The sequence below is a fragment of the Agitococcus lubricus genome, from assembly GCF_003051055.1.
GTDB classification, from domain to species: domain Bacteria; phylum Pseudomonadota; class Gammaproteobacteria; order Pseudomonadales; family Moraxellaceae; genus Agitococcus; species Agitococcus lubricus.
In genome coordinates, this window is the sequence record NZ_QAON01000005.1 from 225,427 (window position 1) to 241,442 (window position 16,016).

Below are 16,016 nucleotides of genomic sequence, written 5' to 3' on the forward strand. Positions count from 1 at the left end.
TAACTTAAGTGCTAATCGCTGATTGCTTAAAACAATCCATATTTTCAACAACTCTCAAGATGAGCTAAGGCCAGAATGACTAACGCGTATTTAATCTATTGTCGTGCAGGTTTTGAAAAAGAAGCGACAGCCGAGTTACAACATGTTGCCAGCCAATATGATTGGCAAGGCTATGTAAAAAGCAAAACAGACAGTGCTTTTGTCTTATTTTGCGGTCAAGATTTACCGACAACAGGCAAACAAGCGCCACAATGGCGCGATTTAGTCTTTGCTCGGCAATTATTATTTCTGAAACACAGCGAACCACTAACACTGAATGCCGAAGACCGTATTAGTGCGTTAATTGCTGCCTGTGATGGTATGTTTTATCACGATGTGGTATTTGAAGGCGCAGATACCAATGAGGGCAAAAGTTTAGCGGGCTTTTTTAAGTCCTTTGCACCTGCGTTTACCTCCGTGTTAAAAAAACGAACTTTATTACGCAAAAAAGCCGAACAACGCCTGCATTTGTTTTTTTTAGACTCTACCACCGTCTATATTGCCTATAGTCAAATGAATAATAGTTCACCGTGGCCAATGGGTATACCACGTTTACGTTTTCCTAAAGATGCCCCCAGTCGCTCTACCTTAAAACTTGAAGAAGCCTTTCATTACTATTTAGATTCAGACACACAACAAAATTGGTTACGCGAAGGCATGACGGGCGTTGATTTAGGCGCAGCACCCGGTGGTTGGACATGGCAATTAGTAGACCGTGGATTACAAGTCACTGCTATTGATAATGGAACAATGGATAAAGCCTTAATGCAGTCCGGTCAAGTAGAACACTTAAAAGTCGACGGCTTTAAGTATCGACCTGAACGACCTGTCACTTGGTTGGTGTGCGATATGATTGAAAGCCCTGCCCGTGTTGCCCAAACCATTGCCAGTTGGATTGCCGATGGGGATGCCCAAAAAGCGATTTTTAACTTGAAACTGCCGATGAAAAAACGTTTTGAAGAATTATTACATTGCCAAGCGTTAATGGATGGTATTTTATCTGCCAAAAACGTTGATTACCGTTTAGCCTTTAAGCAGCTTTACCACGATAGAGAAGAAGTGACTGGCTATTTGTATCGTTGTTAAGATTTACAGGCGCAAATTCAAAAAAATGCTCTGTACTATTATGTCAACATCATCAATAGTATATATATCCATGTTTAAAGTACTTGAGTATTGAGTTACATGTTTAAAAACTATATCTTCTACTTTTTTATATTTTTTATACCATCTATTATTTGTGGAGGATTATTAATAATAGCAGGCAATATATCAGATGGTATTAGATTATTTGGATTATGTTTACCTAGTATATTCTTGATATATTTCTATCTAAAAACCTCAAAAAAAGCATTAAAATATTTCATAGTATTATGGACTATCTTTTTTATTTCAGATAGTCTATTACGCTCATCAACTTGGTTTTTATTAAATAGCGATACTGACTCTTATTTTATTATAGAAGCAATAGCAAACACTAACAAAAACGAAACTTTTGAATTTCTCACTACTCATATATATTATATATTTATATACACTTTAATATTAATCTTATTTTTAACAGCTTACTTCTTTATTTTATTTAGCAAAACAAACTTTAAATCATTAAACGAAATCATTAATAGCAAAATAGGCTATAGCTTAAAGTATTTTTGTTATTTATTAATATTATTAGCCTACTCGATTGAACCCTCTCGAAATCTCCATCCTATTATTTATTGGTACGAATATCAGCAAAAAGTTAAAGAGTTCGCCAGTCGAATTGAACGACATCAAGAAGTTCATGAATTGTGGGATAAAACAGCCAAACAGAACTTAGTTATTCAGAACAATCGCAAAAAACAAACACATGTTCTAGTTATTACCGATAGTGTGACCAGTCTCAATTTAGGTATTTGTGGTTATAATAGGAATACCACACCTAATTTAAAAAAACGACTCAGTACATTAAAAGTCTACTGTAATGCTTATTCTGCTGCTGCATCAACTATTCCATCACTAAAAACCAAACTAACAGATACATCTAATTTGAATGCTTTTGATTACTCTTCAAAAAGCCTATTAGCATACGCAAAGAATAGTGGTTTTAAAATATATTGGCTAAGTAATCAAAATGATATTTATATATCTTCTCTATTTGGCAACTATGCCAATACAGCCATTTATAAAAATAATCGTTCAGGTCGAAGCAGTCAATCACTTGACGAGTCTTTATTAGTAGATTACGAAAAAGCTTTAAATGATTCTTATCCTAAGAAGTTGATTATACTTCACTTTATAGGTGCTCATCCTAATTATGAGAAACGTTATCCTAGTAATTTTAATGTATTTAATCATGATACAAATGACAAAATAGAGTTTTTATTAGAGAGTAAAAATATAAACTCATGGATTCAGCATCAAAGGCATCATTATGATAATGCAATTTTATATCAAGACTACTTAATTGATAAAACATTAACACTATTACAATCTCAATCAAATAATAATCAGTTCAGCTCTTTTATTTTTGTATCAGATCATGGCAATGAGGTTGGACATAACCTAAATTATGCTGGGCATAGCCCAGATACTAAAGCAGGCTACTTAGTACCCATCATAATTTGGCATGATAAGCAAAAAAATAAAGGAGTTGATCTCGCTAAAAAGCTTTACACACAAGACCTTGATAATAATATGATGTATTTAATGGGAATTTCTGCCCATCCATCTAGACCAAATCAATATTGGTTTGATTAGTCGTTCATTTTATAACCAATTATGATTCAAACAGGATTTTCGATATCCACAAAAATATGCTCTATACCCAATTTAGCCGCCAAAAAGTCGCCCAAGGCCTGTACGCCATAACGCTCAGTCGCGTGGTGTCCTGCGGCCAGATAATGAATCCCCATTTCACGTGCAATGTGTACTGTTGGTTCGGAAATTTCACCACTGATATAGGCATCACAGCCCATTAACGCCGCTTGTTCAATAAATCCTTGTGCCGCGCCTGTACAAAAGCCGATTCGCCGCAACGCTGTCGCCTGTCCTGCAATATGTAACGGCGTTTGGCCTAATATTTGTTGACAACGGCCAATTAACGCATCCACTGTGATAGCTTGTGCTAATACCGCAATATTACCCACTTGTTTAGGATTATCGGGATATAACGCTTCCGCCATATTCAAACCTAATTTTTGGGCTAACTGCGCGTTATTTCCTAACTCAGCATGCGCATCCAAGGGCAAATGATAAGCCAACACGGATATATCGTGCTTTAACAAGGTTTGTAGACGATTCTTTTTCATGCCTACTACACAAGGGTTTTCATTTTTCCAAAAAAAACCGTGATGTACTAAAATGGCATCTGCGTGCAGCTCAATGGCTTTATCAATCAAGGCTTGGCAAGCGGTAACCCCTGTGACTAAGCGTTTAATATGTGGTCTTCCCTCTACCTGTAAACCGTTTGGACAATAATCATTAAAAAGCTGGGGTTTTAGAGTGCTTTGTAACAATTGCATAATCTCTGTTAAGGAAGCCATTTTTTTCTCTTGAGCTATTCTAAAATGTCTCCAATTATAGCGCATCTCACATTAACAGACGTTTAGTCCGTTTGCTCTTTTGATGAAAAGATGGAGCACGTTTCTTCTGTTCCTTCGTAGCGCCTTAAGTGGCTCGTTTATTTAATCTAGCTTGGTATAGGATACGATTATGTCTACCCCTTATCTGCGTTTAGTGTTGTTGTCTAGTCTCATTGCCCTTTCCGCTTGCCAACCTAAAGAGCAGAGCGATGACGCTAAGTCCCCTGCGGTGCAACTGACACAAGAGCGTCCTGTCACGATTCAAGGAGGAGCTAGCGGTGTCAGCTCCTATGCACCTACCGTTAAGGCCACTGCGCCTGCGGTTGTTAATATTTTCACCACCGAAATTGTCAAACACAGTACACATCCCTTAATGAACGACCCGATGTTTAGGCGTTTTTTTGAGTTTCACGGCATGAACAGAGAAGAATCCGAACCTCGGTCTGGCTTAGGCTCGGGGGTGATTGTCTCTAAAGATGGTTATATTTTAACTAACAACCATGTCGTTGGTAAGGCCAATGAAATTGTGGTTGCACTACAAGACGGACGCAAAGCTAAGGCCAAATTGATTGGCACAGACCCCGACAGTGATTTGGCTGTCATTAAAATTGACTTAAAAGACTTACCCACTATTCCCTTTAAGACCTCGACTAATGAAGTGGGTGATGTGGTCTTAGCGATTGGTAATCCCTTTGGTGTAGGACAAACGGTGACTCAAGGCATTATTTCGGCTTTGGGGCGTAATGGTTTAGGCATCAATACCTTCGAAGACTTTATTCAAACTGATGCCGCCATTAATCCTGGTAATTCGGGGGGTGCCTTGGTGGATGTCGCGGGGAATTTAGTCGGCATCAATACCGCCATTTACTCACGTTCGGGAGGGTCTATGGGCATTGGTTTTGCCATTCCCTCTCAGCTTGCACAATCGGTGATGATGGAGATTATTAGTCATGGGCAAGTCATTCGCGGTTGGTTAGGCGTTGAAATCAAACAAGATAATAGCGGTTTTAATGAAGATGGCTCACTGAATAACAAAAGTAGTGACGGGGTCGCCATTGGCGGTGTGGTACGGGGAGGGCCAGCGTCTGAAGGTGGCATGCGGCCAAATGATGTTATTCTCAGTATCAACAAACAAAAAATGAGTTCAGCCAATCAGCTCATGAATACCATCGCCAAAATTAAGCCCAATACCACCATCGATGTGGTTGTCAAACGCGGCAATCAAGAAGTCGATTTAAGTGTGACGGTGGGTAAACGTCCTAAAACCGAAGAAAGTCAACAGGATGAAGGACAAGAATAATAGCCATTAGCTAAGTACGCGTGTGTCCTGTACTGGCTAAATAAACCCACGATACCCATTGATGTATCGTGGGTTTTTGTTTTGCAAACCGCGCAGTGCTTGCTAACAGATTGCTTGCAATGCCGTGACTAAGGATTGATTGTCTTCCGCTTTACCCACGGTAATTCTGAGAAACTGTTCAATCCTTGGTAGCTTAAAATGGCGAACAATAATCGCTTGCTCGCGCAATTTAAGCGCTAATTGTGCAGCATCTTGTTGCGGATGGCGAGCAAAGACAAAGTTTGCCGCAGAGGGCAAAACGTCAAAGCCCAGTTGCTCTAATTGTGTGGTTAACCATGTGCGATTATTAATAATCGCTTGGCAAGTTTGCTGAAAATAGACTGTATCTTCAAATGCCGCCACACCACCTGCAATCGCCACTTTATCCATAGGATACGAATTAAAGCTATTTTTTACACGCTCTAGGGCGTCAATCAAATGCGCTTGGCCGACCGCCAATCCAATACGTAAGCCTGCTAAAGAACGCGACTTGGATAAGGTTTGTACTACTAATAATTGTGGATACTGATGAACTAAGCGAATTGCTGTTTGGCCACCAAAATCGATATATGCCTCATCGACAATCACCACACGATTAGGATTCGCTTGTAAGATTTGCTCAATCGCCGCCAAAGGCAATAAACAACCTGTAGGCGCATTGGGATTGGGAAAAATAATACCGCCGTTTGGTTGTTGATAGTCTTCTACTGCTATTTGAAATTGTTCATTGAGTGGGACGGTTTTGTACCCTACTTCATACAAACCTGCATACACTTTATAAAAGCTATAGGAAATATCGGGAAATAAAATCGGCTCATTTTGCTTAAAAAACGCCATAAAGGCATGAGCCAATACTTCATCCGAACCATTACCCACAAAGACTTGTTGACGCTCTACGCCATAATAATCGGCAATCGCTTGTTTTAAGCCAGACGCATCGGGGTCAGGATACAAACGCAAGCCCTCACCTACCGCTTGTTGCATCGCTTGTAGTGCTAAGGGTGAAGGCGGATAGGGATTTTCGTTAGTATTTAACTTAATTAAGTTAGCAACTTTTGGTTGCTCACCGGGAGTATACGGTACTAAGGTCTTAACTAAGGGACTCCAATAATTTTGGCTCATCATGGTACTCAAAGTTTTTTACACAATCAGGTAGCCCGTGCGAGGGGCAACACAACACGGGATTTATGACAAAAAATATCATGTCATATTGTCAAATTTATTTATCCTGTATTTCGCTACGCTGCATACAGGCTACAGCACTACACGGCCTACAAGCTACGGTACTCGTACCTTAATGATGTCAGGCAAAAAATGTTAGTGTCAAAGCAGATGACAACGATTATAAACGGAATGTCTGCCACTGCTGGCTCTGACTATGCCAATAGGCCAAACTGAGTGGGTCTATGTCATTAAATGACAGCCAAATATCTTGCCCGCGCTCCCCTTCACCCAAACTGATAAGTAAGGCATCGTCGGTGATTTCCATAATCCACCCTTGCAACAAACGGCCATCTTTACTGCTTAGACGTTGTTGATTTCCTGACTCGGCAAATTGAATAAATTTATCAGCTAAGTCCATCGGTTTATTCCTCAGCAATCATACGATACTCGGCTGAACGTGCATGCGCTGTTAAACTTTCACCACGCGCCAATACGGAAGCCACCTCTGCTAAATGGCTTGCCCCCTGTGCCGAACAATAAATAATGCTTGAGCGTTTTTGAAAGTCATATACACCTAAAGGCGAAGAGAAACGCGCCGTCCCCGATGTGGGTAAGACATGATTAGGCCCTGCACAATAGTCGCCCAAGGCTTCTGGCGTATAACGCCCCATAAAAATTGCGCCCGCATGACGAATATGTGGCAATAATGCTTCTGGATTTTCGACCGATAACTCCAAATGTTCGGGTGCAATCCGATTGATGAGCGCAATGGCCTCTACTTCATTTTGTACATGAATCAAAGCTCCACGCCCTGCTAAAGAAGCCCGTGCAATTACCGCACGCTCTAGCGTAGGCAATAACTTATCAAGGGATTGCTGTACCGCATCTAAATAGGCAGCATCCTCGCTGATTAAAATAGCTTGCGCTTCTTCATCATGTTCCGCTTGCGAAAACAAGTCCATTGCAATCCAATCAGGATGTGTTTTCCCATCACAATAAATCAAAATCTCCGATGGGCCTGCAATCATATCGATACCGACCTGACCAAAGACCAGACGCTTAGCTGTTGCCACATAACTATTACCTGGCCCGACGATTTTATCGACTTTAGGAATGGTTTGTGTGCCATAAGCTAAGGCAGCGACCGCTTGCGCGCCGCCAATGGTAAAGACTTTATCTACACCAGCCAGATGTGCCGCTGCCAATACCAAGTTATTAACTTCACCACGTGGCGTTGGTACACACATAATGACTTCAGGTACACCTGCCACTTTAGCGGGGATAGCATTCATGAGTACAGAGGAGGGATAGCTGGCTTTACCACCTGGCACATAAATCCCTACACGGTCTAAAGGCGTAATTTGTTGACCTAAGACCGTACCATCGACTTCTCGATATTGCCAAGATTCTTGCTTTTGTTTGCTATGATAATGACGAATACGCTCCGCAGCCGTTGCTAATGCACTGCGCTTGTCTTCGGTTAATTGATGATATGCTGCCGCTAGCTGTGCAGGTTGAATCATTAAATTTGTCACATGTGAGGCAGAGACTTGGTCAAAGCGTTGCGTATAATCGAGTACCGCACTATCGCCTGCTTGACGCACACGGGCAATGATATCTAAAACCGTTTGCTGTAAGTTGTGGTCGTTTACCGATTCCCATGCCAATAACTGATTGAGTTCTTGCTCAAAGTTAGCCGACTGGCTATTCATACGACGTATCGTCATCATAATTACACTGTGTATAGGAAGTATTAAACATCATATCTCTAAGATACGCTGAAATATCGTACATGGGCACTGAACAAGACACGCTGTGTTCAGTGCCCATCACTCAAGCTGATACTGCATGCTTTTTGGCATTGACCGTGGCTTCTAACTGTTGCAATAAGGGCTGGATTAAGTCTGCTTTACGCTTATAACTGGCTTTGTTAACAATCAGACGCGACGAAATATAGGCAATCAACTCTAAAGGTGCTAGACCATTTTCTTTGAGAGTTTTTCCAGTATCTACGACATCCACAATACGGTCGGCTAAGCCCATCAGCGGTGCTAACTCCATCGAACCATAGAGTTTAATGACTTCGACTTGTTCACCTTTTTCGGCATAATAATGCTTAGTCAAATTGACAAACTTAGTCGCAATTTTTAGCCGCCCACGCACTGGCGGTGCATCTACTTTACCTGCGACCATCAGTTTACATTTGGCAATGTCTAAATCTAAGGGCTCGTATACACCATTCGCCCCGTGCTCCATTAAGACATCTTTTCCTGCCACGCCCACATCGGCTGCGCCGTTTTCAACATACGTCGGCACATCCGTAGCACGGATAATGATAATTTGCACTTGCGGGTGCGTCGTCGGAAAAATCAATTTACGACTTTTTTCGGGGTCTTCCAATAACTCAATCCCCGCTTCCTTTAACAAGGGCAAGGTATCTTTTAAGATGCGTCCTTTAGATAAAGCAATAATCAACTGCGACATTCACATCATTCTCTTGGTTTACACTCACCCCATTCCTCTCCCAATCGGCGAAGAAGTGCTTATTCTCAGTTTGGGAGAAAGCTAAAGAGGGTCATTTCACTCGGCGTATATTAGCACCTAATTGCGATAATTTTTCCTCGACACGCTCATAACCACGGTCAATATGATAAATACGGTCAATTAAGGTATCCCCTTCTGCGGCTAAAGCGGCTAAGACCAAGGACATAGAGGCACGTAAGTCAGTCGCCATGACAGGAGCGCCCTCTAAGGTTGCAACACCACGTACAACTGCTGTATGGCCATCAACTTCAATATTTGCCCCCATACGATTCAACTCTGGAACATGCATAAATCGATTTTCAAAAATCGTTTCATTAATTGTGCCTGTCCCTTCTGCAATAGCATTAATCGCCATAAACTGTGCTTGCATATCGGTTGGAAAAGCAGGATGTGGCGCCGTACGGAAATTGACGGCACGTGGGCGTTTGCCTTGCATGTCCACTTCAATCCAATCCGTACCTGTCGTCACTGATGCTCCCATCTCTAAGAACTTTAACAACACGGCATCTAGTAAAGCAGGGTCGGTATGCGTGGCGCGAATACGGCCGCCTGTCATTACGGCTGCTGCTAAATACGAGCCTGTTTCAATACGGTCTGGACAGACGGCATAGTCGCAGCCTGTCAATTCGTCGACACCCTGAACAATAATACGGTCAGTACCCGCACCTTCGATTTTCGCCCCCATCTTAATCAGCATATTCGCCAAATCCACGACCTCTGGCTCGCGGGCTGCATTTTCAATAATGGTTGTCCCTTCTGCTAAGGTTGCCGCCATAATCGCATTCTCGGTACCACCCACCGTCACCATATCAAAGAAAATGCGGCCGCCACGTAAACGACCGTCGACTTTGGCATGCACATAACCTTTTTCGACAGTGACTGTTGCGCCTAAAGCCTCCAAGGCTTTTAGGTGTTGGTCAACAGGACGTGTACCAATAGCGCATCCACCAGGCAGCGATACATAAGCCTCTTTGAAACGTGTGACCAACGACCCTAATACAAAAATTGAGGCGCGCATGGTTTTGACTAATTCATAGGGTGCAACTGGCTGAGTCAGGGTATTAGGATTCACGACAACCGTATCCTCCGACGTCTTTTCTATACTAATGCCCATATGCGCCAAAATACGTATCATGGTATTGATATCGCGTAAGTTGGGTACATTCGTTAACGTCAGTGGAGTGGACGCTAAAATAGCCCCCGCAAATAATGGCAATGCTGCGTTTTTTGCCCCAGAAATTCGGACATCGCCATCAAGACGATTGCCGCCACTAATCAATAGCTTATCCATTTTTGTATTGCTCTTAACCGCATGTGTTGCATAGAAAGGGGAAAGATACTGTTGAGATGGCAACAGCATCATGACTCAGAATAAGGCGTTACTCATTAAAATTTAGGCAAATAACTGCGCTTTACGCCACTCTTCGGGCGTTAAGGTACGCATAGTAACCGCATGAATCGCACCACTGGCAATATGCTCATTCAACGGTGCATAGACCCGTTGTTGTTTGGCAACAGGTCGTAAACTGGCAAATTCCTCACTGACAACAGTCACTTGGAATTTAGCTCCCTCGCCTGTCACAATGACCTCAACGGCATCAGGAAAAGCGGCTTGTAATAATGATTTAATCACATCAGGTGTCATAAATTATTCCTAATCTACTTCAGAGAAGGCATCCGTTAAACCACTGACACGCACAATGGCACGTAGTTTATCGGGCATATTGGCAATACACAGGCGTTGTTGGGCTTGGTTTGCAGCACGCATCCATCTTAACAGAATTGCAATGACAACGCTGCTACTACTCTCTAAAGCCTGCATGTCCACAATGAGTGGATTAGGTGATTTTTTGAGTAATTCTAAGCCATCCTGACACACTTTTTCTGCATTATCAAAATGGACAACGCCTCCCAAATGGAGGCGTGTGTTTTGCATAGTTAATGTCGCAACATTCGACATAGTGGTTCCTAGTTCGCTTTTTTACTATCTCCTGCAGACGGTACAAAGTTAGCAATTGCTTTGTCTAAATTGCCACGATTGGACTCTACAGTCGATGCAAATTGATTACGGAAAGTTAAACCTAAGTTGATGCCATCTAAAATCACATTACGGACTTTCCATTGACCTTGACTATCTAATACCAACTGATAACTGACAGGAATGACTGTGCCACTGCCTGTTTGAATATCCATATCAACCTGTGCTTTTTTAGGGTCGTCACCCGCCGTAAACGGTTTGACGTTAAACTTTTGATTTTCGTATGCACCTAAACCATTGGCATAGGTACGAATCAAACTTTTCTTAAAAGTTTCAGTAAAATCAGCCCGTTGTTTGTCTGTCGCTTGACGATAAAACTGTCCCATAACCCCTTTAGCAAATCCGTTAAAATCCACATACGGCTCAATATTTTCCTTAATAATCGTCAACAATAAGTCAGGGTCTTTCTTGTAAGCGGCACGGTCTTTTACTAAACGCGTGGTTAAGTCCGTCGAGATACGCTGGACAAAATCTTTAGGATTTTCGGCAGCATACGTTAATTGTGCTGCCAACATCACACTCACCATTGCCAAAAAGGCAAAAACACGTTGAATACGCTGTAACATAACTGGATTCCTCAATGATTAGAACGCTTCTTCTTTAGCAGGCGCAGGACTACTGTCTTTAGACTTGTCTTCGGTCGCCTTATTAAAGAGGAATTTGCCTATCAAATCTTCTAACACAAGTGAGGATTGTGTCTGTTCGATTTCGTCACCATTCTTTAGAAATATGTCATCGGCACCTGGGACGATACCAATGTATTTTTCGCCTAACAGCCCCGCAGTTAAGATACTCGCGACAGAGTCTGTACTGATTTCATTGACGTCGTTATAAATTTCTAATGTCACTTTGGCATTGAGTCGTTTTTTGTCTAATTCGATAGACGCAACACGGCCGATAGTCACCCCTGACATCGTCACTTTAGAGCGTACAGTCAGCCCACCAATATTCTGAAAATGTGCATAAATTTTGTAGCTTGGCTGACTAAGCTCTGTGCTTAACCCACTGACTTTAATAGCTAAAAAGAACAATGCCGCTATGCCAGCCACTAAAAACACCCCAACGGCGAGTTCTAGGGAGCGAGTACGCATTAAAAACCTCCAAACATAACGGCTGTTAAAATAAAATCGAGCGCCAAAACCGACAGTGAGCCATAAACAACCGTCTTTGTTGTAGCTACAGAAATGCCCTCTGAGGTTGGAATACAGTCATAACCTTGAAATAAGGCAATCCATGTCACCGCGATGCCAAACACCACACTTTTAATAATTCCGTTTACAATATCATCATAAAACTCTACGGAATTTTGCATATTTGCCCAGAATGAACCTGAATATATGCCCAACCAATCGACCCCTACCAACATACCACCAATAATACCAACCGCAGAAAAAATGATGGCTAATAAAGGCATGCTAATAAATCCAGCCCAAAAACGGGGTGCAATGACTCGACGTAATGGGTCTACACCAATCATTTCCATACTAGCTAATTGTTCTGTCGCCTTCATCAAACCAATTTCAGCCGTAAGTGCAGACCCTGCACGGCCAGCAAATAATAATGCCGTCACTACAGGGCCTAATTCTCGGACTAAGGTAAGGGCAACCAGTGTACCTAATGCTTGCTCACTGCCATAGGTAATGAGGATATTGTATCCTTGTAAGCCCAGTACCAAGCCAATGAATAAGCCAGACACCATAATAATCGCTAAGGATAATACCCCAATTGCATACAACTGCTTAACGAGCAAGGGAAACGAGGTTCTAAATTGCGGCCAAGCAACCAAAGTCTGCCACAAAAACACACCTGCTGCGCCTAATGACTCTAAACGATTCAGAGTGCTTGCGCCCAAACGACGAATCACGTTTATACTCATTGTACCCCTCCTAGCTCTTGACTAAAGCTGGGGGCAGGATAATGGAAACGGACAGGCCCATCAGGACTACCCGTCAAAAACTGTTGTACAAAGGGTGATTCTGAATGACGTAGCTCTTCTGGCGTACCTTGACCGATAATCGTTTTATTGGCAATGATATAAATATAGTCAGCAATATGTAGGGTTTCTGGCACATCATGAGAAACAATAATGCTGGTTAAACCTAAGGCTTCACGCAAGGTCCTAATTAAGGTCACTAATACCCCTTTGACAATCGGGTCTTGCCCTGCAAAGGGTTCATCATACATGATTAATTCAGGGTCTAAGGCAATGGCACGGGCAAGTGCTGCACGGCGCTGCATACCACCCGATAACTCAGCAGGCATTAAATGCACCGCACCACGCAGACCTACCGCCTCTAATTTCATCAGTACCAATTCGTGGATAAGCGTCTCTGGGAGTTTGGTGTGTGCGCGTAAAGGGAAAGCGACGTTTTCGTAGACCGATAAATCGGAAAATAGTGCCCCACTCTGAAATAACATACCCATTTTTGCACGCGCGCTAAATAGCTCTCGTCGACTCATTTGGGGGACATCTTGACCATTCACCAGTACTTGTCCTTGGTCGGGATACAGCTGCCCGCCAATAAAACGCAACAACGTGGTTTTACCACAGCCAGAAGGCCCCATAATAGCCGTGACTTTACCCCGTGCAACGTCTAGGCTAACATTATCATAAATAACTCTATCGCCTCGACTAAAAGACAAATTGCGAATAGAAACGAGTACGGAATCCGTCAAAGAACTCATGTATAGTTACAGCCAATAAATTAAGGACAAGATACAGATTCGCGTCGAATTTTAGGACTACCGACCAATAAACGGTCAGCTTGAGCACGGGCAACGTCTCCCGCTTGCAACAATAATAACCATTGCTCTTCTTGATTGGAGACTGATGTTCTCGCTTCAGCTCGATAACCTAAGTCCATCACGCGTTTTTTTAGCTTATCGGCATCCTCACTACTTTGCACAGTATCTATCGCAATCGCATTTGCCAAGTTGCTTTCTGTGACAATCGTGGCACTTATACCCGCTTTTTGTAAATCTGCCAAAATCATCTGTGCTTTATCTAAATTACTGACAGGTGGAATATAGACAAAATAGTTAGTACTCTGATTATGCAAAGAAATCTGTTTGACATCAAAACCACTTTTCTCAAAGGTTGCTTTGACATGCTTTAACATGCTTTGATTAACAAAGGGGCCAACACGTAAACAGCTAGGGCTATTTTGCTTGGGTGTACTTGCAGTTGTAGCAGTCGCACTTTCTTGTGTATCTGAACTTTCTTCTTTTTTCAAATCTGCACGTTCTGTCAATAGTTGCAAACGTTGACCTTGTTGTTCATCGGTAATGACAACTGGCGTTTGCGAACGATTTTGCTGTTCAAAAAACTGCCATGCTAAAAAAACGGCATTAAAGACAACCAACAGCCCAAAGACTAAAGGCATATCCATTCCTCTTATAATATCGGCGGCTTATGATGAATGGCCAAAGTATCGTTGTAGTCCTAAAAGGAGTAATTCAGGGATAATAACATGCTCAATTGACAAATGTTGGCCAATTTTTTCAGCATCCCCTCCAGTCAAGACCAAATTAACAGTTTTTTGTAGACTTGTCTGCCGCTGTTGGTGGACTTTTTCGATGACGGCTACACAAGCCATTAAAATACCATGATGCACCGCTTGACTCGTATTTGTTCCCAAGTCTAAAGAATTGAAGGTTATCTTTTCAGGCTTTACACGTTTTGTCCCTTGCAGCAAGGCAGATAATTGTAAATTGAGACTTGGAATAATATATCCCCCCAAATGACGATTATCTTCTACGATATCTATGGTTAACGCAGTGCCACAACTGACCACGCAGACAGGTTGAGCATTAGCAACAGCTAAGACATTTAACCATCTATCAATACCTAATTTCGTTGGCTCATCATAGGCACACTCAATTTGCCGACTCACGGCCTGCGTCACTGCAAACTCAGGATAAATACCCCAACGTTGATAAATTTCTTGTGTGAGTTGCTGATTATAGTCATCATCCTGAACCGAAGAAATTCCCACAAAACTCACAGAATGGTCAAAATCGTGAGGTAACTCATCTAAAAGCTCTGCAATAGTCGGGGTATGCCAAGCGACATAACGCTTAACAATCGAATGTTGCTCGCATAACCACCACTTAATGCGTGAATTGCCAATATCAATATAACAATATCGGTTCATGATAACTGCTCTGATTGACGCAAAGACACTTCTCCACCATGTATGGTGATGATTCGGCCGTCGGTTGTTTGTACTAACAAAGCGCCTCGCTCATCAATACCACGCGCTATGCCTTCAATGACAGGCGTAAGGCCTAAAATTTTTACCTGTTGATTGGCAAATGCATCATATTGCAGCCATCGTTGCTGCCAAGGTGCAAAGCCTGTCTGCTCATACTCTGCTAATAATGAGACTAAGGCCTCAATCAATTTTGCCGTCAACTGTTGGCGATTGATATCTTGCCCCAAAATAGAATATATATCGGCAACAGGCTGCTCTATTTGTTGACGATAATGCAAAGGTAATTTGACATTAATCCCCAAACCGAGCACAACTTGACATGAACCATCCACTTCGCCTGTCATCTCGATTAAAACACCACCTAATTTTTGACCATGCCACAAAATATCATTTGGCCATTTTAGGCTTAAGCCTTGTACCCCTAAATCCGCTAAAGCCTCAATAACCGCCACACCCACTGCCAAACTTAATCCTTCAACTACGGCAAAACCTTGGCCATATATCCAAGCCACAGAACCATAAAAGTTTGCACCAACGGGTGATAACCACGCTCTACCGCGTCGACCACGGCCTGCTTCTTGCATTTCGGCAATACAAACAACACCTGATTGTTGTGAGCTGGCGATACGTTTAGCCGCCTCATCATTGGTAGAACCAATGATACGAAATAACTGAAATTGCGAAATGCGCTGTTGACTGGATAACGATAAGCCTTGTTGAATTTTTTCTTTATCTAACCATGTTATCGTATAAGGCAAACGGTATCCTTTCCCCGAAACCGTTTCAATGGCTAAGCCGCGTTCAATCCACTGGTTAATATAATTCGATACCGTGGTACGACTGACACCTAACTTCTGCGCAAGTTCAACACCTGAATGTAGTTGCCCATCGGCCAAAAGTTCGAGAATATCCATCATATCCTCCATAAAAAATAGAATTTTCAATAGGATACACGGATTTTCAAATTAGACAGGATTTTTTCATGCAAATGCATAGCAAAAAGAGCAGAAAAAATTTTAAAAATAAAAAAGCCCTTCATGAGAAGGGCTTTTTTTGATTGGGGTCTGGCGATGACCTACTCTCACATGGCGAATGCCACACTACCATTGGCGCAC

Annotated in this window: 18 protein-coding genes; 3 read left to right on the forward strand and 15 right to left on the reverse strand. The window is 42.3% G+C overall.

What is annotated here, in order from left to right; genetic code table 11:
• Positions 1 to 75 precede the first annotated feature (75 nt).
• Together rlmM and C8N29_RS07385 are read left to right on the forward strand one after the other, a co-directional pair.
• Entirely contained in the window at positions 76 to 1,125 is a 1,050-nt protein-coding gene (gene rlmM, locus C8N29_RS07380; RefSeq protein WP_107865409.1) for a 23S rRNA (cytidine(2498)-2'-O)-methyltransferase RlmM, read from the forward strand.
• Between the two features lie 99 nt (positions 1,126 to 1,224).
• Complete coding sequence (locus tag C8N29_RS07385; RefSeq protein WP_107865410.1) at positions 1,225 to 2,778, forward strand: phosphoethanolamine transferase; 1,554 nt, start codon at positions 1,225 to 1,227, stop codon at positions 2,776 to 2,778.
• Between the two features lie 26 nt (positions 2,779 to 2,804).
• On the opposite strand, the gene C8N29_RS07390 is transcribed toward C8N29_RS07385, so the two are convergent.
• Complete coding sequence (locus tag C8N29_RS07390) at positions 2,805 to 3,563, reverse strand: Nif3-like dinuclear metal center hexameric protein (protein WP_107865411.1); 759 nt, start codon at positions 3,561 to 3,563, stop codon at positions 2,805 to 2,807.
• Positions 3,564 to 3,732: 169 nt separating this feature from the next.
• Here C8N29_RS07390 and C8N29_RS07395 point away from each other — a divergent pair, with 169 nt between their 5' ends.
• Positions 3,733 to 4,902, forward strand: coding sequence for a trypsin-like peptidase domain-containing protein (locus tag C8N29_RS07395; protein WP_107865412.1), 1,170 nt, complete (start codon positions 3,733 to 3,735; stop codon positions 4,900 to 4,902).
• A 102-nt stretch (positions 4,903 to 5,004) separates the two neighbouring features.
• Here the strand turns inward: C8N29_RS07395 and hisC are convergent, their stop codons facing one another.
• The 14 genes from hisC to birA form a co-directional block, all read right to left on the reverse strand.
• Positions 5,005 to 6,066: a histidinol-phosphate transaminase gene (gene hisC, locus C8N29_RS07400; RefSeq protein WP_239986982.1), complete on the reverse strand. Its 1,062-nt coding sequence runs from the start codon at positions 6,064 to 6,066 to the stop codon at positions 5,005 to 5,007.
• 217 nt (positions 6,067 to 6,283) lie between these two features.
• Positions 6,284 to 6,523: a hypothetical protein gene (locus C8N29_RS07405; RefSeq protein ID WP_107865414.1), complete on the reverse strand. Its 240-nt coding sequence runs from the start codon at positions 6,521 to 6,523 to the stop codon at positions 6,284 to 6,286.
• A 4-nt stretch (positions 6,524 to 6,527) separates the two neighbouring features.
• The gene (hisD, locus tag C8N29_RS07410) at positions 6,528 to 7,826 is read right to left on the reverse strand and encodes a histidinol dehydrogenase (RefSeq protein ID WP_239986987.1); all 1,299 of its coding nucleotides are present in this window, start codon (positions 7,824 to 7,826) and stop codon (positions 6,528 to 6,530) included.
• 112 nt (positions 7,827 to 7,938) lie between these two features.
• Positions 7,939 to 8,589, reverse strand: a complete 651-nt coding sequence (hisG, locus tag C8N29_RS07415; protein ID WP_107865416.1) for an ATP phosphoribosyltransferase — start codon at positions 8,587 to 8,589, stop codon at positions 7,939 to 7,941.
• Between the two features lie 91 nt (positions 8,590 to 8,680).
• Positions 8,681 to 9,940 (reverse strand): UDP-N-acetylglucosamine 1-carboxyvinyltransferase, encoded by a 1,260-nt coding sequence (gene murA / locus C8N29_RS07420; RefSeq protein WP_107865417.1) that lies wholly within the window; start codon positions 9,938 to 9,940, stop codon positions 8,681 to 8,683.
• A 102-nt stretch (positions 9,941 to 10,042) separates the two neighbouring features.
• Positions 10,043 to 10,294, reverse strand: coding sequence for a BolA family protein (locus C8N29_RS07425; RefSeq protein WP_107865418.1), 252 nt, complete (start codon positions 10,292 to 10,294; stop codon positions 10,043 to 10,045).
• Positions 10,295 to 10,303: 9 nt separating this feature from the next.
• Positions 10,304 to 10,609: an STAS domain-containing protein gene (locus tag C8N29_RS07430; protein WP_107865419.1), complete on the reverse strand. Its 306-nt coding sequence runs from the start codon at positions 10,607 to 10,609 to the stop codon at positions 10,304 to 10,306.
• 8 nt (positions 10,610 to 10,617) lie between these two features.
• Positions 10,618 to 11,253, reverse strand: a complete 636-nt coding sequence (locus tag C8N29_RS07435) for an MlaC/ttg2D family ABC transporter substrate-binding protein (RefSeq protein WP_107865420.1) — start codon at positions 11,251 to 11,253, stop codon at positions 10,618 to 10,620.
• An 18-nt stretch (positions 11,254 to 11,271) separates the two neighbouring features.
• The gene (mlaD, locus tag C8N29_RS07440) at positions 11,272 to 11,778 is read right to left on the reverse strand and encodes an outer membrane lipid asymmetry maintenance protein MlaD (protein ID WP_107865421.1); all 507 of its coding nucleotides are present in this window, start codon (positions 11,776 to 11,778) and stop codon (positions 11,272 to 11,274) included.
• Positions 11,778 to 12,557, reverse strand: a complete 780-nt coding sequence (gene mlaE / locus C8N29_RS07445; protein ID WP_420836653.1) for a lipid asymmetry maintenance ABC transporter permease subunit MlaE — start codon at positions 12,555 to 12,557, stop codon at positions 11,778 to 11,780. Before mlaE ends, mlaD begins: the two co-directional genes overlap by 1 nt.
• Before the next feature lie 2 nt (positions 12,558 to 12,559).
• Positions 12,560 to 13,372, reverse strand: a complete 813-nt coding sequence (locus tag C8N29_RS07450) for an ATP-binding cassette domain-containing protein (protein WP_107865423.1) — start codon at positions 13,370 to 13,372, stop codon at positions 12,560 to 12,562.
• A 20-nt stretch (positions 13,373 to 13,392) separates the two neighbouring features.
• On the reverse strand, positions 13,393 to 14,070 hold the full coding sequence (locus C8N29_RS07455; RefSeq protein WP_107865424.1) for an SPOR domain-containing protein: 678 nt from the start codon (positions 14,068 to 14,070) through the stop codon (positions 13,393 to 13,395).
• A gap of 27 nt (positions 14,071 to 14,097) precedes the next feature.
• Positions 14,098 to 14,841 (reverse strand): type III pantothenate kinase, encoded by a 744-nt coding sequence (locus C8N29_RS07460; RefSeq protein WP_107865425.1) that lies wholly within the window; start codon positions 14,839 to 14,841, stop codon positions 14,098 to 14,100.
• Entirely contained in the window at positions 14,838 to 15,818 is a 981-nt protein-coding gene (gene birA / locus C8N29_RS07465; RefSeq protein WP_170106927.1) for a bifunctional biotin--[acetyl-CoA-carboxylase] ligase/biotin operon repressor BirA, read from the reverse strand. The genes C8N29_RS07460 and birA overlap by 4 nt, the downstream gene beginning before the upstream one ends.
• Positions 15,819 to 16,016 lie beyond the last annotated feature (198 nt).